The organism is Rhabdaerophilum sp. (assembly GCF_046092605.1).
Taxonomy (GTDB): Bacteria; Pseudomonadota; Alphaproteobacteria; order Rhizobiales; family Beijerinckiaceae; genus Rhabdaerophilum.
Map to the genome: position 1 here is coordinate 1 of NZ_JBJTDY010000114.1, position 23,514 is coordinate 23,514.

A 23,514-nucleotide genomic window follows, 5' to 3' on the forward strand; every position below is an offset into this window, starting at 1 on the left:
CCCTTGCAGGAGCCCTGATGCTCGCCGGATCGGGCGCGCTCCTTTCGAGCGGATGGCTCGTGCAAGCCTCCGATTCCGCGCAGCGCATCATGCCGGAACGGCCCGCGCCGATGGCCACGGGTGCCGTCGCGCCCCTGCAGCTGCCAGGTTTCCAGCGGCGCGGAAACCTGCTGACCGGCCTCCTGACAACCGAGGATGGCCGGCGGCTCCATCTGGTCATCGATGCGCGCTCCAACATGATCATCGGTGCGAAGCTTGTGGAGGCACAGGCCCCGGCCGCGCGCTGAGGCTTGCCGGCCCGCCGGCAATCGCGGCACAATCATGCTGCGGCTTCGAGCCGCGTTCCGCCGGACAGCCCGATGCATCAATTCCTGCCCGCTCCGGGCACGCTCGCCGAGCCGCCAGATGGCCAGCCCTTCCCGCCCCACGCGGTGATGCCCATCCTGACGCGGGATGGCTATGCGCTGCGCGCCGCCTTCTTCCCGCTGGCCGAGGGCATTGCGGCCAAGGGCACGATCCTGCTCCTGCAGGGTCGGGCGGAATTCATCGAGAAGTACCGTGAGGTGATCGGCGAACTGCTCGGGCGGGGTTTTGCGGTCGTGAGCTTTGATTGGCGCGGCCAGGGCGGCTCCGAACGTTTGCTGCGCAACAGCCTCGCCGGGCATGTCGAGGATTTCGAGGATTACCAGCTTGATCTCGAGGCGGTGATTGCGGCGATGAAGCTGCGTGACCTGCCGCAGCCCTGGTCGCTGCTGGCGCATTCCATGGGCGGCTGTCTGGCGCTGCACCACATCGCAAAGGGCAATTCCCCTTTCCGGCGCGCCGTGCTCACCTCCCCGCTGATCGCCGTTACAGGTCTCGGTGGCAGCATGGCGGGGCAGGTTGTTTCGCGCATGCTCTCCGCGCTGGGCTTCGCCATCTGGCGCATTCCGTTCGGGACGGATGTGCCACGCCTGCGAGGCCCCTTCGAAGGAAATCCCTTCACGCGCGATCCCTCGCGCTTTGGCACCGCGCGCGGCTGGCTGGAGGCGCATCCGCATCTCGGCATAGGGGACCCCACGATCGGCTGGGTTGCCGCCGCCTTCCACGCGCTCGACCGCTTCGGGGATGACGATTTCGGGTGCCTCAGCCGCACGCCGGTGCTGATGCTGCTCGCCGGGGCGGACACGGTCGTGCTGACCGCTTCGGCCGAGAAGCTGGCCCTGCGCCTGCGGCAAGCCAGCGCAATGGTGCTGCCCGGCTCGCGCCACGAGATCCTGATGGAGCAAGATGAGGTCCGCGCACTGTTCTGGACAGCTTTCGACGCCTTCGTGCCGGGCGAAGGACAACTAGAGCGCAAACCGATCTGATTGAATCAGATCCGGCGCTCACTCTTCTTGTTTTCGCATCCGCTTTTTCCGCCAACCGGTATCCACTTGGCGGGCGGATGCTCTAGAGCGCAAACCGATCTGATTGAATCAGATCTGGCGCTTACTCTTCTTGTTTTCGCATCCGCTTTTTCCGCCAAGCGGTATCCACTTGGCGGGCGGGTGCTCTAGAGCGCAAACCGATCTGATTGAATCAGATCTGGCGCTTACTCTTCTTGTTTTCGCATCCGCATTTTCCGCCAACCGGTATCCACTTGGCGGGCGGGTGCTCTAGGCTCAAACCTTGGAGAGATGCTCCATCGCCGCCGCATGCAACGCGGCCGAGCCGGCTGCCAGAATGCGACCCCCATCCTTCGCCGGGCTTCCATCCCAGGTGGTGACGACACCGCCCGCGCCCTCGATGATCGGGATCAGCGCAACGATGTCATAGGGCTTCAGGCCCGTCTCGATCACGAGATCGACCTGCCCGGCCGCGAGCATCGCATAGGCATAGCAATCGGTGCCGTAACGCGTGAGGCGCACGGCGCTTTCGATCGCGTCGTAGGCGCTGCGCTCCGGGCCCTTGAAGAGGCGCGGATCGGTCGTCATCAGCGTGGCATCGGCGAGGGCCTCGCAGTCGCGCACACGCAGTTCGCGGAGCCCGCGCGGGCCGTTGATGCGCGCGCTGCCGCCATCGCCAATGAACATCTCGCCTGTGTAAGGCTGGTGCATCACGCCCAGCACGGGCCGGTTGTTGCGCATGAGCCCGATCAGCGTGCCCCAAACCGGGAGGCCGCACAGGAAGGCCCGTGTGCCGTCTATGGGGTCGATCACCCAGACATGCTCGGCATCGAGTCGTTCGTCGTCGAATTCCTCGCCAAGGATCCCATGCATGGGGAAAGCCTCGATAATGCGACGGCGGATCACTGTTTCCGCCGCGCGATCGGCCTCGGTCACCGGGTCGAAGACCGCGCCCTTCGCGCGCCCCTTGTCCTGCACGGAAAGTGTGGTGCGGAAGAAGGGAAGGATGGCCTCGCCAGCTTGGCGAGCCAGACCCTCAATGAAGGCGTTGAGATCGACAGGACGCATGGGAAAGCTCTTCGGAAAGGGCGAATCGCGAAACGGTGACAGGAGCCATGGCAGAAACTGCGCATAAAACGAAGGCCGCGTTCACGAGGCTGTGAACACGGCCGAGCAAAAGGCCCCTGACTGAACCCTTGTATTTTTTTGCAGTGCAATATATGTTCAGATTGTCGCGGTTGACGTTGTCCCGCGACATGCCCTCCTTGGGCGTTTCCTCCCTAGACTTTCAGGCCGCTTCGTGCGGCCTTTTTTTTGCCTATCGCCCGTTTGCACCGCATTTTTTTCCTGCGACGGGTTTTTTCGCCCTTTGCGGGACTTTTTCTTTTCTGGCGCGGGCAACGAACCCGACGCCGATCGGCCCGATCTCTCCCCGCTTTTTGTTCCCGGACAGCATGAGCATTTGACGTCCTTTAAAGGACGGCGCTATTCAGCAGCCTTCTGATAAAAATGCAAGTCCGACGTGCGAAATTCGAATGCCTGCTCGGCGAAAAATTTCGCGAACATGTTCTCGAGCCGTCGCGCGAGCTCGGGGAAGCCGGAATGCGGCTCGAGACTGCGCTCATCCATGTAAAGGGCGCGATTGATTTCGATCTGGAAGGCGTCCCAGCCGAGATCGGGCCGCCCGTAGCATTCCGTGATGTAGCCCCCGGCATAGGGCTGGTTGCGCTCCACGCGGAAGCCCTCCTGCCGCGCCAGCGCCTCGAACAATGCCACCAGTTCCGGCCTGCAGGATGCACCGAAGCGATCGCCGATCACCAGATCGGGCATGAGGCCCGTGGTGCGCGAATTCGAAGGCATCGAATGGCAATCGATGAGGCAAGCCCGGCCAAACCGCGCATGCAGCTCTGCCAGGGCGCGATGCAGCCGGCCGTGATAAGGCAGGTAAAAGTTTTCGATGCGCGCCAAAGCCTCGTCGAGCGCGAGCTTGCCCGCATAGATCTCGACCTGATCGCCGATCACGCGCGGCACGGTGCCAAGCCCGCCGGCCACCCGCAGCGACCGCGTATTGGCCTCCACCGGCAGCGTGCCGGCAATGAGGCGTGGATCAAGCTCGAGGGGCTCGCGGTTGAGATCCACGAAGGATCGCGGCAGATGCGCGAACATGACCGTCGAGCCCATGGCGACGGCGCGCTCCACAAGGCGATTGACATAAAGATCGGATGCGCGCCGCATCTCCTGCCGCGAGAGCTGGCTGCGCGCAAGGAAGGCCTCGGGAAAAACCTCGCCGGAATGCGGCGAATTCAGCAGGACAGGCACAGCTTCCGATGCAGCCGGATGCAGCAGCGTGAAAGTCTCGCCTGTCTCGATCCGGGGCATGCTCATGCGGGAGGCGTGTTCCTTCTTGCGGCCGAAACGGAGTTCGCGTGCAACATTCGCGGAGCTATGATGGCGATTGCCATGTGAATCGTCCAGCGCCAGCACTGGCCTCGCAATTGCCATACACCACATGTTTACCACGCGGCCCTAACCATCCTGTCAGATTCCGAGACAGGTCAGACGAGATGAGCATGACCAAGATCCTCCTGGCCGAAGACGACAACGACATGCGGAAGTTCCTCGTCAGGGCGCTGCAGAATGCCGGCTTCGACGTCGCCTCCTTCGATAATGGCCGCTCGGCCTATCATCGCCTGCGCGAGGAGCCCTTCGAACTCCTCCTGACCGACATCGTGATGCCGGAGATGGATGGCATCGAGCTTGCCCGCCGCGCGACCGAACTCGATCCGGATATCAAGGTCATGTTCATCACCGGCTTTGCCGCCGTCGCGCTGAACCCGGAATCGAACGCGCCGAAGGATGCGCGCGTGCTCTCCAAGCCGTTCCACCTCAAGGACCTCGTGAACGAGGTGAAGCGGATGCTCGCGGCCTGACGGAATTCGTGGCTCGAAGCCCGGCTTTTTCCCTTGCCCTTTCAGGGAGAGCTGACTATAGAGCCGCTTCCCGTCCGACAGGGGTGTCCCTGGCGGGTCTTTGGGGCGCGTAGCTCAGCGGGAGAGCACTACATTGACACTGTAGGGGTCACAGGTTCAATCCCTGTCGCGCCCACCATTTTCGCCCGGCTCCGGTGGCGTTTCGCGGCCGAAGCAGGATGGTTCAAACGTTGGGCTCCGGCCCGGCTGGAGTTCAGACGATGAAGATCAGGAATTCGCTCAAGTCGCTGATGACGCGCCACCGCGACAACCAGATGGTTCGCCGCCGTGGTCGCGTCTACATCATCAACAAGACACAGAAGCGCTACAAGGCGCGCCAGGGCTAAGCCTCGGCGATCTGCCGCGCTTGTCGCGCGCGGGTCTTTATCTCCTCATCGGATTTCGCGAAAGGGCGCCTTCGAGCGCCCTTCTGGTGTTTGAAACCCGCGCTCTTGAGCAACGCTCCGATCAACTTCCCTTGACGGAAGCCGAGCACCGCTCCACGCTTGTCTTCATGATGATGCGCTTCGTCACCCTCGCGCTGATCGCCCTCCTCGGGATGGCCCCTCCTTCTGCCGCGCAGATGACGGGCGCGGAGTCGCCGGCCACGCGCAATGGCGACCGCGAGCGGCTCGACCGGCTCTTCGAACGCCTGCAGGCTGCTTCGACGGCCGACGCCGCCAGGGCGGTCGCCCAGCAGATCGAGCAGCGATTCGAAAAATCGGGCAGTGACACGGCCGATCTGCTGCTGCAACGCGCCAAGCAGGCGATCGAAACCCGGAACTACGACCTGGCGCTCGATCTTCTCGATTTCGTCACGACGCTGAAGCCGAACTGGTCGGAAGCCTATCATCGGCGCGCGATCGTGCATTTCCTCCTCAAGGACGAGGAAAGCGCGATGCGGGATATTCGCCAGAGCCTTGCCCATGAGCCTCGGCACTTCCATGCGCTCGCCGGGCTCGGGCAGCTCCTGCAGATGATGGGGAAGCGGAAGCAGGCCTATCAGATCTATCGCCGCGCGCAGGATGTCTATCCGCTTTTCCCCGATCTCGAGAAAATGCTGGAGAGGCTGAAGCTGGAAGCCGAAGGGCAGCCGATCTAGAGCATTTTCAAGCGAAGTGGGAACCGGTTCGCGTAAAGAAAATGCGATCAGACAAAGAGATAGAGCATCCGATCTCGTTCGATCAGACCGGAAAATGCTCCAGACCGCTCCTGCCTCATCTGCATCAGTCATCCGCACTCACGAAGGTAATGCGCAGCATGTTCGTCGCACCCGGCGTGCCGAAGGGAACGCCCGCAACAAGGATGATCCGCTGGCCGGGATTGGCGAATTCCTGCTCGCGCGCCGCGTGCGCGCCGGCATGGGCCATGTCGTCCACATCCTTCGGATCCTCGCCCACCACGGCATGCACGCCCCAGACCAGCGCGAGCCGGCGCGCGGTGTTGCGGGAGGTCGTGAGCGCGAGAATCGGCGGATAGGGACGCTCGCGGGCGATTCGCAGGGCGGTTGCGCCGGAGGCTGTCCAGGCCACAATGGCGCGCAGATCCAGCGTCTCGGCCACGGAGCGCGCGGCCGCCGCGATGGCATCCGCGCCCGTGGGCTCCGGGGGCGAGCGCTGCCCGGCGAGCAGCACCGGATAGTTCGGGTCCCTCTCCACCGCCTCGATGATCTTGTTCATCGTCTCGACGGCCTCGTAGACGAACTTGCCCGCCGCACTCTCGGCCGAGAGCATCACCGCATCCGCCCCTTCGAACACGGCGGTCGCGACATCCGACACCTCGGCACGCGTCGGCGTCGGGCTGACGATCATCGATTCGAGCATCTGGGTGGCGACGACCACCGGCTTGCCGAGCTTGCGCGCCATGCGGGTGATGCGCTTCTGCAGGCCGGGCACGACCTCCAGCGGCAGTTCCACGCCAAGATCGCCGCGCGCCACCATCAGCGCGTCGGAAAGCTCCATGATCTCCTCAAGCCGCTCGATGGCCTGCGGCTTCTCGAGCTTCGCCATCACCAGGGCACGTCCCCGGGCGATCTTCTTCACCTCGGCCACGTCTTCCGGGCGCTGCACGAAGGAGAGCGCGATCCAGTCCACTCCCGCTTCGAGCGCGGCGGCGAGATCGGATCGATCCTTCGGTGTGAGTGCGGAGGTCGGCAGGATGGTATCCGGCAGGCTCACGCCCTTCTTGTTGGAGATCGGCCCGGAGAATTCAACGCGGATCACCACTTTTTTCCGCGCGGCTTCGACCACGACGAAGATCAGCTTGCCGTCATCGATCAGCACGCGATGGCCGATGCGCAAGGATTCGAGGATTTCCGGATGCGGCAATTGCACGCGGGTGGCATCCCCCGGCGTCGGATCGCTGTCGAGCGTGAAAAGCTGGCCTTTTTCGAGCATGACCGGCGGGTTGGCAAAGGTGCCGACGCGCAGTTTCGGCCCCTGAAGATCGGCGAGAATGCCGATGGGGCGGCCGATTTCCGCCTCAAGCGCGCGAAGCTGCTTCACGCGTGATTCGAGCACCTCGTGGCTCGAATGGCTCATGTTGATCCGGAAGACATCCGCCCCGGCCTCGAAAAGGCGGCGAACGATGGCATCATCCTGGGAAGCGGGCCCCAGCGTGGCGAGAATTTTCGTGCGTCGGTTGCGTCTCATGGTTCCTTGAACCCGGCCCTCTTCATGTCCTGCCGAGGCAGATGAAGGGCCGACATGGAAGAACTGAGACCGGGAAAGGTCGCAGAGCCTCAGGGCCGGCCCGTGACGAGCCCGCCATCCCCCAGTTCCACCGTCCAGTCGCTTTGTTGCCCGGTATCGATCTCGATGAACCCGGCGCGCTCGAAACCTCGCGCATAGCAATCCAGCGGCCCACGGATCGAAAACTCGGTATCGCGGACACAGAGGATATTGGTCCCGCTCCAATCCCCCCCGCGATCATAATCCACGGCATGCAGATAGAAAAAGCGGGAATTGAGTTGTCCTCGAATAATTGTTTCGCAACGCCCCGGCTTGAGGTTGAACCAGCCCTCGGTGACCCAGACCGGGCCATCGAGGTAGCCGATCGCCACACCCACGCGGCCCGAAGTGGTGTTGCAAACGCGCAGATCGGCCTTTGCCGGCGCGGAAAGGCCCAGCATTCCCGCAAGACCGAGGCCCAACACCCCCATCATGCTTCGCAAGCGAACCGTCACGCGGGGCCCTCGCGCAGGATCACGCGCAAGTCATTCGCATTGGTGAAGGTCGGGCCCGGCACGTAGAGATCTCCCAGAGCGCGGAAGAAAGCGGATGAATCGTTATTCTCCAGCATCATGGCGGCATCAAGCCCGGCATCGTGCGCGCGCTGCAGCGTCGAGGCATCCAGAAAAGCCCCGGCGGGATCATCCGCGCGGCCGACGCCGCCATCCGTGCCATCGGTATCGGCCGCGAGCGCCGCGATTCCCGCCGCGCCCCGAAGACCGAGCGCGAGCGCCATCGCATATTCCTGGTTCGGCCCGCCCCGTCCCTTGCCCTTGATCGTGACGGTCAGCTCCCCGCCCGAGAGGAAGGCGAGATTCTCCCCCGGCGCGGCCTCGAGCGCGCGGCGGGCATGGGCGGCGGCGATCTCTCGCGCCTCGCCCTCGAGTGCATGGCCGAGATCAACGACGCGATAGCCAAGGGATTCGGCCTTTTTCCACGCGGCATGCCAGGCATCCGCGGGTTTGGCGGCGACGATCGCGCGGGAGCGAGCAAAGCAGGCATCGCCCGGCTTGGGCGATTCGCTTCCCGGATCATCCAGCACCGCAAGGATGCTCGCGGCGGGCCGGAGCCGGTGGCGCGCGACCACGGCCCGGGCCTGTTCCAGCGTGGAGGGATCGGGGATCGTCGGCCCCGAACCGATGAGGCTCAATTCATCACCCGGAACATCGGAGAGCGCGAGAGTCACGATCTCCGCGCCCTGCATCAGCGCCGCGAGCCGCCCGCCCTTCACGCGGCTGATATGCTTCCTCAGGGTGTTGATCTCACCGATGGGCACGCCGGCACGCAGCATCTGGCGGGTGAGATCCTGCTTCTCCGCCAGGGTGATCGCCCCCAGCGGTGCCACGAGATTGGCCGAGGCTCCCCCCGAAAGCAGGAAGATCACGAGATCATCGGGCGAGACAACCTGCGCCCGCCGCATCATCTCGGCGGAGGCGGAGAGGCCCGCCTCATCCGGCACCGGATGACCCGCTTCCATGGCATCGAGGATCGCGAGGGGGCGACCATAGCCATGCCGGGCAATCGCAAGGCCCGAAAGCCGATCCGGCCCGAGGCCCAGCGCGCGATAATGCGCCTCGGCCGTCTCCGCCATCGAGCCCGCCGCCTTGCCCGCCGCGAAAATCACCACGCGCTGCCCGGCTCGCGGCCGAGGCAGGTGCGGCGGCAGGAAGATCGAGGGCTTCACCGCGTCGATCGCGGCTTCGACAACCCTCCGGGCATCGGCTCGCAATCGGGCTGCCGTTTCGGAAGAAGGAGCAATCATCGGAGAGACCATCGGGGCAGGAATTTCGGTCGCAGCGAGCGATTTCGCCGTTGATCCCTTCTGCCCTTTGGTGGAGAAGGCCGCAACCACGAAGAGGATGCTTTCCCTTGCCGATCGCCCGCGAAGAGGCCGAAGCCTACGAGATCATTCCCGGCAGGGCAGATTGCGGCCTTCTCGTGCTCTGCGACCATGCCAGCGCGCATATCCCATCGGAATATGCCGATCTCGGCCTCTGTTCAAAACAGCTTTCGCGCCATATCGCCTATGAGATCGGCGCGGCCGATGCGAGCCGGCAGATCGCGGAGGAATTCGGCTGTCCGGCCGTGCTCAGCCGCTTTTCGCGCCTGTTGATCGATCCCAATCGCGGCGAGGATGATCCCACCCTCGTGATGCGCATCGCCGATGGCGCCGTGGTGCCCGGCAATGCCCGCATCGGTGATGAAGAGATCGGACGGCGCATCGCGCGGTTCTACCGGCCCTATGATGAAGCCATCGCCCGCGCGATCGCGGCGATGCGCGCCACGGGGAAGAACCCGGTCATCCTCTCCATGCATTCCTTCACGCCGGAGATGAAGGGCCGCAAGCGCCCCTGGCACGTCACGGTGATCTGGGATTTCGATCCGCGCCTGAACCGGGCGCTTCTCGATGCCCTTTCCCGCGAGCCTGATCTCGTGGTGGGCGATAACGAACCTTATCAGGGCGGCTATCGGGGCGATACGATGGATCGTCATGTCATCCGCGCCGGACTCGCCCATGCCCTGGTGGAGATTCGGCAGGATCTGATCGGAACCGGGGAGCAAGCCCGCGCCTGGGGCAAGCGCCTTTCGGGCGTGCTGCGACCCCTGCTCGCGAACCCCGATCTCCACGTTGCGCGCATCCATGGCAGCCACCCGGCGTGAAAAATCGAGACCGCGAGAAAGGCGGGGACAGCGACCATTGGGCGCTTGATCAGGCGCCGCGCATCCGGCACTTCCCTCACCAGACGTTCCGATCGAGAGAGAAGCACAATGGATGATATTTCAAGCGCCGGCGCCGGCCAGCTGAAGTCCATCATCGAGCGCATCGAGCGCCTCGAGGAGGAGAAGCGCAACATCGCCTCCGACATCAAGGACGTCTATGCCGAGGCCAAGGGCCAAGGTTATGATACCAAGATCCTTCGCAAGGTGATCTCGCTGCGGAAGAAGGAACCACATGAGCGGCAGGAGGAAGAGGCCCTGCTCGAGACCTACCTCAACGCGCTCGGGATGGCGTGAGGCCCAAGGCAATCTCCGATCCGGCCTTTGCCGGTTGATCAAGGAACATGCGCCAAACATCGAAACGAAAACGCGGGCCGATCCGCGAATAGCGGCTCAGCGCGGATTCTCGTCTCCCGCATGCGTGAAGCGGACCGAAATCGGCCGGATGAACCGTCCGGCGAAGTGCCCGTTGCCGATGGTTGCGGGCGTTGTCTTGCCAAGGCCCATCGCCACCACGCCGCGATTCACTTCGCGCTCCACGGGCGGTGGCGCGACATTCACGACATGCATGGGGCGCGCAAGGCGCGCAGATTGAGCCGCAATCAGCGCGGCAATATCGCCCCTGGCCGCGGCATCGACAGCATGCTTGACCGGAACGGGCGGTCTGACCGGCTCAGCCGGAGGCGCGGAGACAGGGCGCGCGCGAAGGGGAGGCAAAGCGAGGTCCGGCGCGGGCAAAAGCGAAGTCGCAGGCGGCGCGAGGCTTGCAACCTGCGCGGCAGGCGGGGAAGCGGGCGAAGCAACGGGCGGGATTTCCGCCAAGCCCAGCTTCGATGGCCGAATGGGCGGCAGCGGCAGATCGGCCGGAACAGGTCCATTGGCCGCGAGTGGCGCGATCTCGCCGAGACCAGGCGGGCGGATCGGGGGAAGCGGCAGGCCGGCGGCCTCGACGGGCCCGGCTTGAGCCGGAGCGGTGGCGGCCTGCGGCGGTGCGGCGGTGGCCGGCTCGCTGCCCGGCTGCGGCCGAAGCTCGGTCTGGCGCGGAATGGGCGGGGTGGCTGCGAAAGCCGTCACGGCACCGGGCTGAACGGAAGCCACCATGACATTGTCGCCGCTCTGAACAGGCGGCGGCGAGACGGCCGCGACGGCGACACGGGCGTTGCGGCCAGGCGCCGGCGCGCGTTCGAGCCCGCCATCATCCTCCTCGCCCGAACCGAAGAGCAGCGCCCAGAGCGATTGGCCGCGATTCGAAATCACGGTGGCGTAATCGAGCGCCGAACCGCCGCGCGCCTGCACTTCCGCGAGCGCGAGCTGGTAATTCGCAAGCGGAATGCCATCCGCCGGAATATGCACGGTCTTCCCATCCGGGAACAGCCGCTCGAGCTGATCGCGCGGCATGCGCGGCCATGAGCGCACCGTTCCGACATCGAGATGCACGAAGGCCGAGCCGGCCGCGGGATAATATCCCACACCACCCCGCTGCAGGCGCATGCCGATCTCGCGCACCTTCGCCATGGAGACGCCGGGGATATGGAAATCCATCGCGTTGCCGCGCATGTGATGGCTGTTCTTCGCCACGCCGCGCGACCGTCGCGCGAGCATCGCGTTGGTATTCGGCGAGCGATAGGCCGAGACGACCTTGACCGGCTCCGTCGCCCCGACCTCGCGATGGACATACCAGACGAGGTCGAACAACTGCGGTGCCATGGCGGTTTGTTCGTCGTTGCGCCAGTCGCGCAGGAAATGATTGAGCTGGGAAAGCGCGTTGCTGTCGAAGCTGCCATCGCGCCGGAAGGTCACGCGAAGGCGCTCCTCAGTATGCGTATGGACGAGTTCGATCGTGCGGGTATCGCCATTCGCGACCGCATCCTGCGTGCCGCGCGCGCCCAGCACCAGCGCACAGGCCGCGAGCGCCGCCGAAAGGCTGCGCCTGCCCGCTCCCATGGTCTGGCGCAGAGGTCCGGTCATTCCCCCAACCCTGTCCGTCTCATGCCGCACCACGCTGTCCTGCCGCCGAGGCAAGCTGAATGGCAGCAAGACATGAAGGGTAAACATGGCGGAAAAACGCCTGATGGTCCATGATATCACACAAGAATGACAAACCAGATCAGAGCGAGAATGCGCGACGGATGCGGGAATCATGCCCGTAAAGGTCCGGCTTGCGGACCAGGGCACCGTTCTCGTCGACCGACAATGTGAAATAGGCGAGATGCACCGGCACCGCTTCAGTGAGGCGGATCGTGCGCTCACCGCTGCCGATCATGGCTCGCAATTGCCGCTCGTTCAGACCCTGCCTTTTCATGAGCAGATGCTCCGCCAGCGCGAAAGGCTGATCGACGCGCACGCAGCCGGAGCTGAAGGCCCGGATTTCGCTGCGGAACAGGTGCCGGCCGGGCGTATCGTGCAGGTAGACCGCATGCGCGTTCGGGAACATGAACTTCACATGACCCAGCGCATTCCGCTCGCCCGGCGGCTGGCGTACGGAGATCGAGTTGCCATTCCGGATCACCTGGTAGCCCATGCGCGCGGCATAGGTCGGGTCGGCCGCGAGTTTCGGCAGCACATCCTTCCGAAGAATGGTGGGCGGAATGTGCCAGGACGGATTGACGACCAGAAACTCCAACTTGTCGGAGAAAACCGGTGTCTGCCGCTCGGGCTTGCCGACGATGATCCGCGTTTCGAAGACGCGCGCGCCCTCATCCATCATCTGGAGGCGGAATTCCGGGATGTTCACGAAGATATGGGTGCGCCCGAGTTCCGGCGGAAGCCAACGCCAGCGCTCCATATTGGCGATGAGCATGCCCACGAGATCATCCGGCGCATTCGCAGCCTTCTGTTCGCGGCTCACCGGCGCGTCGATATCCTGAAGCAGCGCACGGGTACGGGGCGTGATGCGGCCATCCGGCTTGAAGCCATTGGCACGCTGGAATTCCTTCACGGCTTCGGCAAGAGCGGCGTCATAGACGGGCTTTTCGCCCGCCGGCAGACCAAGGCGAAGGCGCAGATGTGGCACGCGCGCATCTTCCTGGCCGGGCACCAGCAACGTGCCATCCATGAAATTCGCCGGCAATTCGGCGCGAAGGACCTCGGGCTTCAACATGCTCGCCATGGCTTCAGGCTCGTGAGCGGGCTCGGCCCGCAACCGGGCGAGCGCCTGTTTCAGCGCGCGATAGCCCTCATGCTGCGGATTGTAGCCCGCGAGAGCATTCCGAACAGCCTCCGCCGTCTCGGCCCTGGCCGCGCGCTCCAGCACCTCCCCTGCCGGTGGCAGATAGAGTTCCGGCGTGAGCATCGCGGAAAGCTTCGCCGGTTCGAGGCGGCCACCGCGCGCATCCTGCGCATAGGCCACAGCCGCGAGGCTCAGCAGCAGGTCGATTTCCGCGCGCTTTTCTTCGGCGATCGGCGTGGCCCTGGTGAGGTCGGAGAGCGAAAGCGGCATGAGCGAGAGCAGACGGCTCGGATCAAGGCCATCTTCCGCGGCGGAGGAGAGTTGCGCGACCATGCCTGCAACCGGCTTGGCCAGGCCGCCATCGGGCTTGAGCCAAAGCGACTGCCAGTCGCGGGTCTCGTAGGCCGCGACGATCTGGTCAGTCACCGAAGGCTTGAGCTTGAGGCGCTGGCGATGCGGCTCGATCAGCGCCTTGGCGGCATCCGGCGCAATCGCCAGCCGGTAGGGCAGCGGCGCCAGCGGCTCGGCGCGCTGGGGCGGCTCGATCCTGAGCGAGGAAAGGTCGAATTCCGGCGGGGCCGGGCGCTCGATGATGATCGGACCGGCCTGCTGCTGAGGCACCGGGCTCGGCTCCTCCGGCAGGCGCTTCTCGCGTTCCAGGATCGAGAGGTCGAAAGCCGGCGGGGGTGGAGTCTCGATGATGATGCGATCAAGGCTCGCGATCGGAGCCGGCTCGGCAGGTGTCACGACCGCCGGCGGGAGGCTCGCGCGGCGCAGCATCTCGAGTTCGGCCGGCATGGCGGGCGGAGCAGGATCGGGCAGGCGCGGGAGAACCAGCACGTCCTCATTGGCGGGCCGATCGGTGCGAACCGCCACGGCGGGTGCGGCAGCTTGAACCAGGGTTTCGACTGTTGCGGCCGATCTGCCCTCGGCGCTCTGCTCCGGCGATGTCGCCAATGCGGTGGAGGCCAGCAGAAAGCCCGCGAGGAGGGTGCTGCATCCGCCGGCCCGGCTTGCCCAAATCATCCTGCCGCCAAGCTCCAGCATGCGCTTCGACTTCCGGGCCTCAAGCCCTCTGAAAAACGGGCCAATCATCGTTCGTCTCTACTCCCACGCGAGGCTGATTCCCGCAAGGGCGGCCAGTGGCGGATTCGGATGAGTGCAGTCCGGAAGGCGCGGCCGGTCCGTGCCATTCCGCATCTTCACGCGGCGCGGTTGTCGCCGTCGAGATCCTCGCCTTCCGGTTCTTCCGTCGTGATGCCCAGTTCCTTCAGCTTGCGATAGAGGGTCGAGCGGCCGATCCCGAGCTTGCGCGCGACCTTGGACATCTGCCCCCGGTAATGTTCGAGCGCGAAACGGATCGTCTCGCTTTCCACATCGCCCAACGGACGCACGTCGCCCATGGGATCGAGCAGCGTGAGCGCGGAGGGATCCTTGATCTCCACGCGCACGATCTCGCGCTCGGCCATCGGTGCCGGGGCGGGCGTGGCGGCAATTGTCGGAATACGCACCTCGTAACCGCTCACCACTTGCGCGACCTGTGGCATGTGATCGAGGGTGATCTCGTCACCCTCGCAGAGGATGACGGCGCGGAACATGGCATTTTCGAGCTGGCGCACGTTGCCGGGCCAGTGGAAGCTCTGCAGGAGCTGCATCGCCTCTGCCGAGATGCCGCGGATCGTCCGCCCTTCTTCGGCCGAGAAGCGCGCGATGAAGCGGCGCACCAAGGTGGGGATATCCTCACGGCGGTTGCGCAAGGGGGGAATGGCGATCGGAAAGACGTTGAGGCGATAGTAGAGATCCTCGCGAAACCTGCCCTGCCGCACGCAATCGAGCAGGTCCCGGTTCGATGCCGAGACGAGGCGGATATCGACCTTCATGGTCTTGCGCCCGCCGACCGGATCGACCTCGCCTTCCTGGATGGCGCGAAGCAGCTTCACCTGCGCATCGAGCGGAAGTTCGGAAACCTCATCGAGGAAAAGCGTGCCGCCCGAGGCTTCCACGAACTTGCCGAGATGCTTCTCGGTGGCACCCGTGAAGGCGCCCTTCTCGTGGCCGAAGAGGATGCTTTCCACGAGGTTCGCGGGGATTGCGCCGCAATTGACCGTGACGAAAGGCTTGCCGCGCCGGTCGCTGGCCCCTTGCAAGGCGCGAGCGAAGACTTCCTTGCCGACCCCGGATTCGCCTTCGAGGAGCACGGGAATGCCCGATTTCGCCGCGCGCTCTCCGAGCCGGATGGCCCGTGTCATATCCGGCGAGGAAGAGGCGAGATCAGAGAATTGAAGCGCCCCCGAACCACGCTTGGAGAGCCGGCGAACCTCGCCCTCCAGCGCATCCACGCGCAGGGCGTTCTTGATGGAGACCTGAAGGCGCTCGGCCCCCACCGGCTTCACCACGAAATCGGTCGCCCCGGCGCGCATCGCGCTGATCACGGCATCGATCGAGCCATGCGCGGTCTGCACGATCACCGGCGGGGCTTGTTCCATCGCCTTGAGCCGCGCGAGCACGGTCATGCCATCGAGTTCGGGCATCACGAGATCGAGCACCATCGCGTCGATCTTGGGCTTGGAGCGGTCGTTGAGGCGATCGAGTGCCTGCGCACCCCCCTCCACCGGCTCGGGCTGATAGCCGAAGCGGCGCACCATTTCGGTGAGCAGGCGACGCTGGACGGGATCGTCATCGACGATGAGGAGAGTGGCACTCATGAGCGGCGGAGTCACTTTCGCTTCAGCCCGCAACCGAAGGCGCAGCTGTTTCGTTCTGAGGCGAGTGTCGCGGAACGGCGTAAACAGGCTGTAAATCCCGCCGCGAAAGCAGGGCATGCATTGCAAAACGCACCCGCTTGCGCCATCTGGCTGGGAGCACGAAGAAACGCGGCCAGAAATTGGCGAAGCAAGCCGAAACTGCCTTTTTCCGGCAAAATGAAGGGGAAAGACATGCGGAACGGTGATGGTCGCCACAGGCCGGTCCATGCCAATGCTACCGGGGGCGGAGCTGAAAAAAAGCTTGGCGCCCTGCCCGAATGGCGTCTCTCGGACCTCTATCCCGGCATGGATTCGGCTCCCTACAAGGCCGATCTGGCGGAAGCGGAGCGCGAATCAGCAGCCTTCGCCGCGCGCTATCGCGGGCATCTGGCGAGCCTCGCCGGCGGGCCGGATGGCGGCAAGGCCCTGTTCGAGGCCGTGCGCGAATACGAGAAGATCGAGGACCGGCTGGGCCGCGTCATCTCCTATGCCGGCCTGATCTACGCGACCGACACAACCAATCCCGCGCATGGCAAATTCTACAGCGATGCGCAGGAGCGCGTGACCACAATCTCCTCCGACCTGCTGTTCTTCACGTTGGAGCTCAACCGCCTCGATGATGCGGTGGTGGACAAGCTCTGCCAGAGCGCTCCGCTCGACCATTACGCACCGTGGCTGAAGGACCTCAGGAAGGACAAGCCCTACCAGCTCGAGGATCGGATCGAGCAGGTCTTCCACGAGAAATCCGTCACCGGGCGCGGCGCCTGGAACCGCCTTTTTGACGAGACCATGGCCTCGCTGCGTTTCGAGGTGGATGGCGAGACGCTGACCCTCGAACCCACCCTGGGACGTTTGCAGGATGCGGATGGCAGGAAGCGGAAGAGCGCCGGCGAAGCGCTCGCGAAGACCCTGTCCGAGAACCTGCGGCTCTTCACGCTCATCACCAACACGCTGGCGAAGGACAAGGAGATTTCCGATCGCTGGCGTGGCTTCCAGGATGTCGCCGATAGCCGTCACCTCGCCAACCGCGTGGAGCGCGAGGTGGTGGATGCGATGGTTACGGCGATCGAGGCCGCGCATCCGCGGCTGTCCCACCGCTATTATGCGTTGAAGACCAAGTGGTTCGGGCAGAAGGCGCTGGAATTCTGGGATCGCAACGCGCCGCTCCCCAAGGTCGAGCAGCGCACGATTCCCTGGGAGGAGGCGCGCGACACGGTGCTGGATGCCTATGCCGGCTTCTCGCCGGAACTGGCGGGCATTGCGCGGCGCTTCTTCGACGAGGGCTGGATCGACGCGCCCGTGCGGCCAGGCAAGGCGCCGGGCGCCTTCGCGCACCCGACGGTGCCTTCCTCGCACCCTTACGTGATGGTCAATTACCTCGGCAAGCCGCGCGACGTGATGACCCTCGCCCATGAATTGGGCCACGGGGTGCATCAGGTGCTGGCCGGCCCGAATGGCGCGCTGATGGCGCCAACACCGCTGACGCTCGCGGAAACGGCCAGCGTCTTCGGCGAGATGCTGACCTTCCGGAAGATCCTTGCCGAGACGACCGGCACGGCCCAGTGCAAGGCGCTGCTCGCCTCGAAGGTCGAGGACATGATCAACACGGTCGTGCGGCAGGTGGCCTTCTATGCCTTCGAGCGCCGCGTGCACACCGAGCGCCGCACCGGCGAACTCACTACCGAGCAGTTGAACGGGATCTGGCTCGATGTGCAGGCGAAGAGCCTGGGTCCCTCCATCCATCTCGGGCCGGGCTATGAAGTGTTCTGGGCCTATATCCCCCACTTCATCCACTCGCCCTTCTACGTCTATGCCTATGCCTTCGGCGATTGCCTCGTGAACTCGCTCTATGGCGTCTACCAGAAGGCTGATCCTCGTTTCGTGGACCATTACTTCGCCCTTCTGAAGGCTGGTGGCACCAAGCATCACGGGGATTTGCTGGCCCCGTTCGGGCTCGATGCTCGCGACCCGGCCTTCTGGCAGATCGGCCTTGGCGTGATCGATTCCATGATCACCGAGCTCGAGGGCATGGAGGATTGATGGACGGACGGATGACAATTCCTGCATCCGTCCCCATCTCTGGACCGTAACGAGGGCACAGTCTCTCTGGAAACGGTCCCCGATGTCCGATACCGAACAGAACCGCTTTTCCGCGCGTGCCTCGCGCTATGCCCGGGTGGGCGCCAATGTCGGTGGGGTTGCCGCGCGGATCGCGGGTGGATTCCTCGTGGGCCGATCGTCGGATGGCGACCGTCGCAATGCCGCCGCGCTGACGGCGGCGCTGGGTGGCCTCAAGGGCCCGCTGATGAAGGTCGCGCAGCTGATCGCGACCATTCCCGAGGCGGTGCCGGCGGAATATGCCGAAGAGCTGCGCAAGCTGCAATCCGAGGCGCCGCCCATGGGCTGGGCCTTCGTGAAGCGGCGAATGACGACCGAACTCGGGGCCGATTGGGTGAACCGCTTAGGTTCGTTCGAGAAGGAACCGGCGGCCGCCGCGTCGCTCGGGCAGGTGCATCGCGCCACCACGCTCGATGGCCGGCGCATCGCCTGCAAGCTGCAATATCCGGATATGGAATCGGCCGTGGAGGCCGATCTCAGGCAGCTCGACCTGCTCTTCTCCATCCATCGCCGCATGTCGAATGTCATCGACACCCGCGAGATCAAGCAGGAAATCGCGGCCCGAATCCGTGAGGAACTGGATTACACGCGCGAGGCGAGGCATGCCCGGCTCTATCGCTCGATTTTTCCGAGTGATGATCTCGTGCGCGTGCCGAAGGTGGAGGACAGCCTCTCCACCCGGCGCCTGCTCTGCCTCGAATGGCTCGATGGCGAGAAGATGCTCGCCTTCAAGGGCGAGAGCGAAGAGGTGCGCAACCGCCTCGCGAAGGCGATGTTCCGCGCCTGGTGGCACCCCTTCGCGCAGGTCGGCATCATCCATGGCGATCCGCATCTGGGGAACTACACCGTGTTCCGGGATGCGGGCGGCGAGCCGGCGGGCATCAACCTGCTGGATTACGGCTGCATCCGCATCTTCCCGCCAGATTTTGTAGGCGGCGTGATCGATCTCTATCACGGGCTTCTCGCGGAGAATCGCGCCCAGATCGTCTCGGCCTACGAGACCTGGGGCTTCAAGAACCTCAAGAATGACCAGATCGACGTGCTCTCGCTCTGGGCGCGCTTCATCTTCGGCCCGCTGCTGGACGACCGTGTGCGAACCATCGCCGATGGCGTCTCGCCTGGCGAATATGGCCGCAGAGAAGCCTTTCAGGTGCATCAGGCGCTGAAGGAGAAGGGCCCGGTGACCATCCCGCGCGAATTCGTCTTCATGGATCGCGCGGCGATCGGCCTTGGCGGGGTGTTCCTGCATCTTGATGCACGGCTGAATTTCCACCGGCTTTTCAATGCCGAGATCGAGGCCTTCGCGGTCGCGCAGGTCGCGGCCCGGCAGCAGGCGAAATTGACGCAATTCGGCTTGCCCTGAAGGCACGCAGAAGATGTTGGCTGCATTGCGCGGAACCGGGCTTTGAGATAGAGGCGAGAAAAAGGTTCCTGCCGATCCGGAGAGACGATAACCATGGCCACCCATAACCACGACCACCAGCCCCCGGCGATGGATTACGCCGAGCACGAGAAGACCTACGCGCTTTTCGGCGAACTTATGAAGTGGGGAACGGCCGTCTCGGTCATTCTCGTCATGCTGGTCGGGTCGATCTGGGGCCCGCTGCCCTGGGCGTTCACGCTGCTCGTTTCGGCGCTCACCATCGGCGTCATCGCCAAGTTCTTCTGAGGTATCTCGCCTCGCGGAAAGTTCAGCCGCGCCACCCGAACGCGGCCCTTCCCGTCATCATCGCTCATCCCCGGGGAGACACGATGCGCATTGCCGTTCTCGATGAAACCAAGGCGGGGGAACCCCGCGTGGCGGTGACGCCCGACACGATCGGGAAACTCAAGGCCCTCGGCGCGGAAATCGCGATCGAGAAAGGCGCAGGCGCCGGTGCGGATATCCCCGATGCAGCGTTCGAGGCAGCCGGCGCAAGCATCGGCACCGCCGCCGCGACGCTCAAGGGTGCGCATATCCTGCTCTCGGTGCGCCGCCCCTCGGCGGATGTCGCCGGCAAGCTCGCCAAGGGCGCGCTCGTGATCGGCATGCTCGACCCTTACAGCGATGCAGAGGGCATGAAGGCCTTGGCCGAGAAGGGCGTGACCGCCTTCTCCATGGAGTTGATGCCACGCATCACCCGCGCGCAGGTGATGGACGTGCTTTCGTCGCAGGCGAACCTCGCCGGCTACCGCGCCGTGATCGATGCCTCATCGATTTTCGGACGCGCCTTTCCGATGATGATGACCGCCGCCGGCACGGTTCCGGCCGCGAAAGCCTTCATCATGGGCGCGGGCGTGGCGGGCCTTCAGGCCATCGCGACCGCCCGCCGTCTTGGCGCGGTGGTGACCGCGACGGATGTTCGCCCCGCCGCGAAGGAGCAGGTCGCCTCGCTCGGCGCGAAGTTCATCGCGGTCGAGGATGAGGAATTCAAGGCGGCCGAAACCGCCGCCGGCTACGCCAAGCCTATGTCCGCCGAATATCAGGCGAAGCAGGCGGCACTCGTGGCCGAGCATATCGCCAAGCAGGATATCGTGATCACCACGGCGCTCATTCCGGGCCGGCCCGCGCCGCGCCTCGTCAGTGCCGCGATGGTCGCCGCGATGAAGCCCGGCTCCGTCATCATTGACCTCGCGGTCGAGCGCGGCGGGAACGTGGAAGGTGCCGAGGCGGGCGAGATCGTCACGACGGCGAATGGCGTGAAGATCGTCGGCTACACCAACGTGCCGGGCCGGCTCGCGCCAACCGCTTCGTCGCTTTACGCGCGCAACCTTCTCGCCTTCCTCGAGACCCTCGTGGACAAGAAAGAGAAGAAGCTCGCCGTGAATTTCGAGGATGAGCTGGTGAAGGCCACGTGCCTGAGCCGCGACGGGGCGCTGGTGCACCCCATCTACGCGCCCAAGGCGTAAGAACGCGAACCGGCACAGGAAAGGGGCAAGCATGTCGAACCCAGCTCTGGAACAGGCAAAGGCCGCGCAAGTTGCCGCGGAAGCCGCGCTCGCCAAGGCGCAGGCCGCGCTCGCCGCCGCCGAGAAGATGGCCGATGCGGGCGGCGCTGCCGCCGCGGTCGCCACCGGCGGCCTGGTGGACCCCACGGTCTTCCGCTTCGCGATCTTCGTGCTCGCGATCTTCGTGGGCTATTACGTGGTCTGGTCGGTGACCCCGGCCTTGCACACCCCGCTGATGTCGGTGACCAACGCGATTTCCTCGGTGATCGTGGTGGGCGCGCTGCTCTCGGTCGGGGTGCCGCTTCTGGCGGATGGCGCGGGCTCGGCCCGGCTCTTCGGCTTCATTGCGCTCATCCTGGCGAGCGTGAACATCTTCGGCGGCTTCCTCGTCACGAGCCGCATGCTCGCCATGTACAAGAAGAAGGGCTGACGCCGATGAGCGCCAATATCGCCAACCTGCTCTATCTCGCCTCTGGCGTGCTCTTCATCCTCGCTCTGCGGGGCCTCTCGCATCCCTCCACCTCCCGCCAGGGCAACCTCTACGGCATGGCCGGCATGGGCATTGCCGCCGTGACGACGCTGATGCTCTCCCCGCCCTCCGGTTTCTCGGGCTGGGGCCTCGCGATCCTCGGTGTCGCGATCGGCGGCGGCATCGGCGCCTTCATGGCGAAGCGCGTGGAAATGACGAAGATGCCCCAGCTCGTGGCCTTCTTCCACGCGCTGGTGGGCCTTGCTGCCGTGTTCGTGGCGGCGGCCGCGCTCTATGCGCCGCAGGCCTTCGGCATCGGCGCGGTCGGCAAGATCAGCGGCGCGAGCCTCTTCGAGATGAGCCTCGGCGTCGCCATCGGCGCGCTCACTTTCACGGGCTCGGTCATCGCCTTCCTGAAGCTTGATGGTCGCATGAGCGGCAAGCCGATCATGCTGCCGCAGCGCCATGCCATCAATATCGCGCTCGCCACCATTCTCGTGGTGCTGATCGTGATCTTCATCGTCACCGAGAGCCACACCGTCTTCTGGCTCATCACCATCGTGGCCCTGGTGCTTGGCGTGCTGCTGATCATTCCGATTGGTGGCGCGGATATGCCGGTGGTCGTTTCGATGCTGAATTCCTATTCGGGCTGGGCGGCAGCGGGCATCGGCTTCACCCTTGGCAACCTCGCGCTCATCATCACCGGCGCGCTGGTGGGCTCGTCGGGTGCGATCCTCTCCTACATCATGTGCAAGGGCATGAACCGCAGCTTCATCTCGGTCATCCTCGGCGGCTTCGGCGGCGAGACGGCCGCGGCGAGCGGAGCCAAGGAAGAGCGTCCGGTGAAGCAGGGCTCGGCGGATGATGCCGGCTTCATCATGAAGAACGCCTCCAAGGTCATCATCGTGCCGGGCTACGGCATGGCGCAGGCGCAGGCGCAGCACGCTTTGCGCGAGATGGCCGATACGCTCAAGAAGGAAGGCGTTGAGGTGAAATACGCCATCCATCCGGTGGCGGGCCGCATGCCAGGCCACATGAACGTGCTGCTGGCGGAAGCGAATGTGCCCTATGACGAGGTCTTCGAACTCGAGGACATCAACAACGAATTCGCGCAGGCCGACGTGGCTTTCGTGATCGGCGCGAACGACGTGACGAACCCATCCGCGAAAACCGATCCGGCCTCGCCGATCTTCGGCATGCCGGTGCTCGATGTCGAGAAGGCGAAGACCGTGCTCTTCATCAAGCGCGGCATGGGCTCGGGTTATGCGGGGGTCGAGAACGAACTCTTCTTCCGCGACAACACGATGATGCTCTTCGGCGACGCCAAGAAGGTGACCGAGGAAGTGGTGAAGGCGCTGGCGCACTGACCCGCGACCGCATCACGAATCCATCAGCAGGCGCCGACGGGGCTTGATCGCCCCCGGCGCCTTCCCATTTCTGCGACCATGACCGAGCAACTCCTGAACGCCAGATCCGCAACTGCCCCGCTCTGGCGGCGCTCCCTGCGATTGCTCATCTGGGTATCTGTCGGCGCCTATCTCGGCGCGGCGGGCTACATGACGACTTTCCAGAGGAGCTTCCTCTACCATCCCGCCCCGGAATGGCAGGCGCCGGGCGATCACGGCCTTGCTGGCGCCGAGCGGATTGAAATCCCGGCGGCGGATGAAACCCGACTGGTGGGCTGGTGGCTGCCGCCGAGGCAGGATGACAAGCCGGTCTTCCTCTATTTCCAGGGCAATGCGAACGGGCTCGCCCGTCGCGCCGGCCGCTTCGGGCTGCTCGCGCAGGATGGCTCCGGCGTGCTTGCCCTGTCCTATCGCGGCTATGGCGGTTCGGGCGGCGCGCCCAGCGAGGCGGCTTTGCATGCCGATGCCCGGACGATCCTCGCGGAACTGTCGCGCCGCGTCGCGCCGACACGGATCGTGATCTTCGGCGAATCGCTCGGCACGGGCGTGGCCCTCCGGCTCGCGGCGGAAGCCCAGGTGCGTGGCGTGATCCTCGACAGTCCCTATCTCTCGGTGATGGAGCGGGCGCGCGCGAGCTATCCGTGGCTGCCGGTCTCGCTGCTGCTGGCGGACCAGTTCCGGTCAGACCAGCTCATCCGGCAGGTGGACGAACCGATCTTCATCTTCCACGGATCGGAGGACCGCGTGATCCCGGTCGAGGATTCAGCGAAACTCGCAGCACTCGGGAAGCCGGGTCAGATCACGCGCAAGGTCTATCCGGGCGAACCGCATGTCGTGCCGCTCGATCGCGGGCCGATGCCGGATATCCTGGGCTGGCTCGTGGCGAACCCCTGACGT

At 64.8% G+C, this 23,514-nt stretch carries 22 protein-coding genes and 1 tRNA gene; 15 read left to right on the plus strand and 8 right to left on the minus strand.

Annotated elements, in window-relative coordinates:
• Both ACKODO_RS08870 and ACKODO_RS08875 read left to right on the plus strand, forming a co-directional pair.
• Positions 1-287 (plus strand): hypothetical protein (locus ACKODO_RS08870; RefSeq protein ID WP_408983078.1); only part of this gene is annotated, 287 nt, incomplete at its 5' end.
• 72 nt (positions 288-359) lie between these two features.
• A complete protein-coding gene (locus ACKODO_RS08875; protein WP_408983079.1) occupies positions 360-1,349 on the plus strand; it encodes an alpha/beta fold hydrolase in 990 nt (329 codons plus the stop codon).
• A gap of 294 nt (positions 1,350-1,643) precedes the next feature.
• On the opposite strand, the gene hisN is transcribed toward ACKODO_RS08875, so the two are convergent.
• Positions 1,644-2,435, minus strand: coding sequence for a histidinol-phosphatase (gene hisN / locus ACKODO_RS08880; RefSeq protein WP_408983080.1), 792 nt, complete (start codon positions 2,433-2,435; stop codon positions 1,644-1,646).
• Between the two features lie 417 nt (positions 2,436-2,852).
• On the minus strand, positions 2,853-3,752 hold the full coding sequence (locus ACKODO_RS08885; protein ID WP_408983081.1) for an N-formylglutamate amidohydrolase: 900 nt from the start codon (positions 3,750-3,752) through the stop codon (positions 2,853-2,855).
• Between the two features lie 185 nt (positions 3,753-3,937).
• Between ACKODO_RS08885 and cpdR the strand changes: the two genes are divergently transcribed.
• The 4 genes from cpdR (at position 3,938) to ACKODO_RS08905 (ending at position 5,438) form a co-directional block, all read left to right on the plus strand.
• Complete coding sequence (gene cpdR, locus ACKODO_RS08890) at positions 3,938-4,297, plus strand: cell cycle two-component system response regulator CpdR (protein ID WP_408983082.1); 360 nt, start codon at positions 3,938-3,940, stop codon at positions 4,295-4,297.
• A gap of 103 nt (positions 4,298-4,400) precedes the next feature.
• Positions 4,401-4,475 (plus strand) — tRNA-Val (locus tag ACKODO_RS08895).
• Between the two features lie 82 nt (positions 4,476-4,557).
• Positions 4,558-4,683: a type B 50S ribosomal protein L36 gene (gene ykgO / locus ACKODO_RS08900; RefSeq protein ID WP_408983083.1), complete on the plus strand. Its 126-nt coding sequence runs from the start codon at positions 4,558-4,560 to the stop codon at positions 4,681-4,683.
• 131 nt (positions 4,684-4,814) lie between these two features.
• Complete coding sequence (locus tag ACKODO_RS08905) at positions 4,815-5,438, plus strand: tetratricopeptide repeat protein (RefSeq protein ID WP_408983084.1); 624 nt, start codon at positions 4,815-4,817, stop codon at positions 5,436-5,438.
• 124 nt (positions 5,439-5,562) lie between these two features.
• Here the strand turns inward: ACKODO_RS08905 and pyk are convergent, their stop codons facing one another.
• The 3 genes from pyk to ACKODO_RS08920 form a co-directional block, all read right to left on the minus strand.
• Positions 5,563-6,987 (minus strand): pyruvate kinase, encoded by a 1,425-nt coding sequence (gene pyk / locus ACKODO_RS08910; RefSeq protein ID WP_408983085.1) that lies wholly within the window; start codon positions 6,985-6,987, stop codon positions 5,563-5,565.
• Positions 6,988-7,076: 89 nt separating this feature from the next.
• A complete protein-coding gene (locus tag ACKODO_RS08915) occupies positions 7,077-7,499 on the minus strand; it encodes a DUF1036 domain-containing protein (RefSeq protein ID WP_408983086.1) in 423 nt (140 codons plus the stop codon).
• 17 nt (positions 7,500-7,516) lie between these two features.
• Positions 7,517-8,827: a glycerate kinase gene (locus ACKODO_RS08920; protein WP_408983087.1), complete on the minus strand. Its 1,311-nt coding sequence runs from the start codon at positions 8,825-8,827 to the stop codon at positions 7,517-7,519.
• A gap of 107 nt (positions 8,828-8,934) precedes the next feature.
• Here ACKODO_RS08920 and ACKODO_RS08925 point away from each other — a divergent pair, with 107 nt between their 5' ends.
• Positions 8,935-9,726 (plus strand): N-formylglutamate amidohydrolase, encoded by a 792-nt coding sequence (locus ACKODO_RS08925; protein WP_408983088.1) that lies wholly within the window; start codon positions 8,935-8,937, stop codon positions 9,724-9,726.
• A gap of 108 nt (positions 9,727-9,834) precedes the next feature.
• Positions 9,835-10,080, plus strand: coding sequence for a DUF2312 domain-containing protein (locus tag ACKODO_RS08930; RefSeq protein ID WP_408983089.1), 246 nt, complete (start codon positions 9,835-9,837; stop codon positions 10,078-10,080).
• Positions 10,081-10,176: 96 nt separating this feature from the next.
• Here ACKODO_RS08930 and ACKODO_RS08935 read toward each other — a convergent pair whose 3' ends face one another.
• The 3 genes from ACKODO_RS08935 to ACKODO_RS08945 form a co-directional block, all read right to left on the minus strand.
• Positions 10,177-11,751 carry a DUF882 domain-containing protein gene (locus tag ACKODO_RS08935; protein ID WP_408983090.1) on the minus strand — a complete coding sequence of 525 codons (1,575 nt, stop codon included), beginning with the start codon at positions 11,749-11,751 and terminating at the stop codon, positions 10,177-10,179.
• 139 nt (positions 11,752-11,890) lie between these two features.
• The gene (locus tag ACKODO_RS08940; RefSeq protein ID WP_408983091.1) at positions 11,891-13,828 is read right to left on the minus strand and encodes a murein L,D-transpeptidase; all 1,938 of its coding nucleotides are present in this window, start codon (positions 13,826-13,828) and stop codon (positions 11,891-11,893) included.
• Between the two features lie 326 nt (positions 13,829-14,154).
• Positions 14,155-15,657 (minus strand): sigma-54-dependent transcriptional regulator, encoded by a 1,503-nt coding sequence (locus tag ACKODO_RS08945; protein WP_408983092.1) that lies wholly within the window; start codon positions 15,655-15,657, stop codon positions 14,155-14,157.
• A 231-nt stretch (positions 15,658-15,888) separates the two neighbouring features.
• Between ACKODO_RS08945 and ACKODO_RS08950 the strand changes: the two genes are divergently transcribed.
• From ACKODO_RS08950 to ACKODO_RS08980, 7 genes are all read left to right on the plus strand, one after another.
• Positions 15,889-17,736 carry a M3 family oligoendopeptidase gene (locus ACKODO_RS08950; protein WP_408983093.1) on the plus strand — a complete coding sequence of 616 codons (1,848 nt, stop codon included), beginning with the start codon at positions 15,889-15,891 and terminating at the stop codon, positions 17,734-17,736.
• 82 nt (positions 17,737-17,818) lie between these two features.
• Positions 17,819-19,177, plus strand: a complete 1,359-nt coding sequence (locus ACKODO_RS08955) for an ABC1 kinase family protein (RefSeq protein ID WP_408983094.1) — start codon at positions 17,819-17,821, stop codon at positions 19,175-19,177.
• Between the two features lie 93 nt (positions 19,178-19,270).
• Positions 19,271-19,483: an aa3-type cytochrome c oxidase subunit IV gene (locus ACKODO_RS08960; RefSeq protein WP_408983095.1), complete on the plus strand. Its 213-nt coding sequence runs from the start codon at positions 19,271-19,273 to the stop codon at positions 19,481-19,483.
• Positions 19,484-19,566: 83 nt separating this feature from the next.
• A complete protein-coding gene (locus tag ACKODO_RS08965; RefSeq protein ID WP_408983096.1) occupies positions 19,567-20,703 on the plus strand; it encodes a Re/Si-specific NAD(P)(+) transhydrogenase subunit alpha in 1,137 nt (378 codons plus the stop codon).
• Positions 20,704-20,734: 31 nt separating this feature from the next.
• Positions 20,735-21,172, plus strand: coding sequence for a proton-translocating transhydrogenase family protein (locus tag ACKODO_RS08970; protein WP_408983097.1), 438 nt, complete (start codon positions 20,735-20,737; stop codon positions 21,170-21,172).
• 5 nt (positions 21,173-21,177) lie between these two features.
• Complete coding sequence (locus tag ACKODO_RS08975; RefSeq protein WP_408983098.1) at positions 21,178-22,578, plus strand: NAD(P)(+) transhydrogenase (Re/Si-specific) subunit beta; 1,401 nt, start codon at positions 21,178-21,180, stop codon at positions 22,576-22,578.
• A 78-nt stretch (positions 22,579-22,656) separates the two neighbouring features.
• The gene (locus ACKODO_RS08980) at positions 22,657-23,511 is read left to right on the plus strand and encodes an alpha/beta hydrolase (protein WP_408983099.1); all 855 of its coding nucleotides are present in this window, start codon (positions 22,657-22,659) and stop codon (positions 23,509-23,511) included.
• The last annotated feature ends 3 nt before the right edge of the window (positions 23,512-23,514 follow it).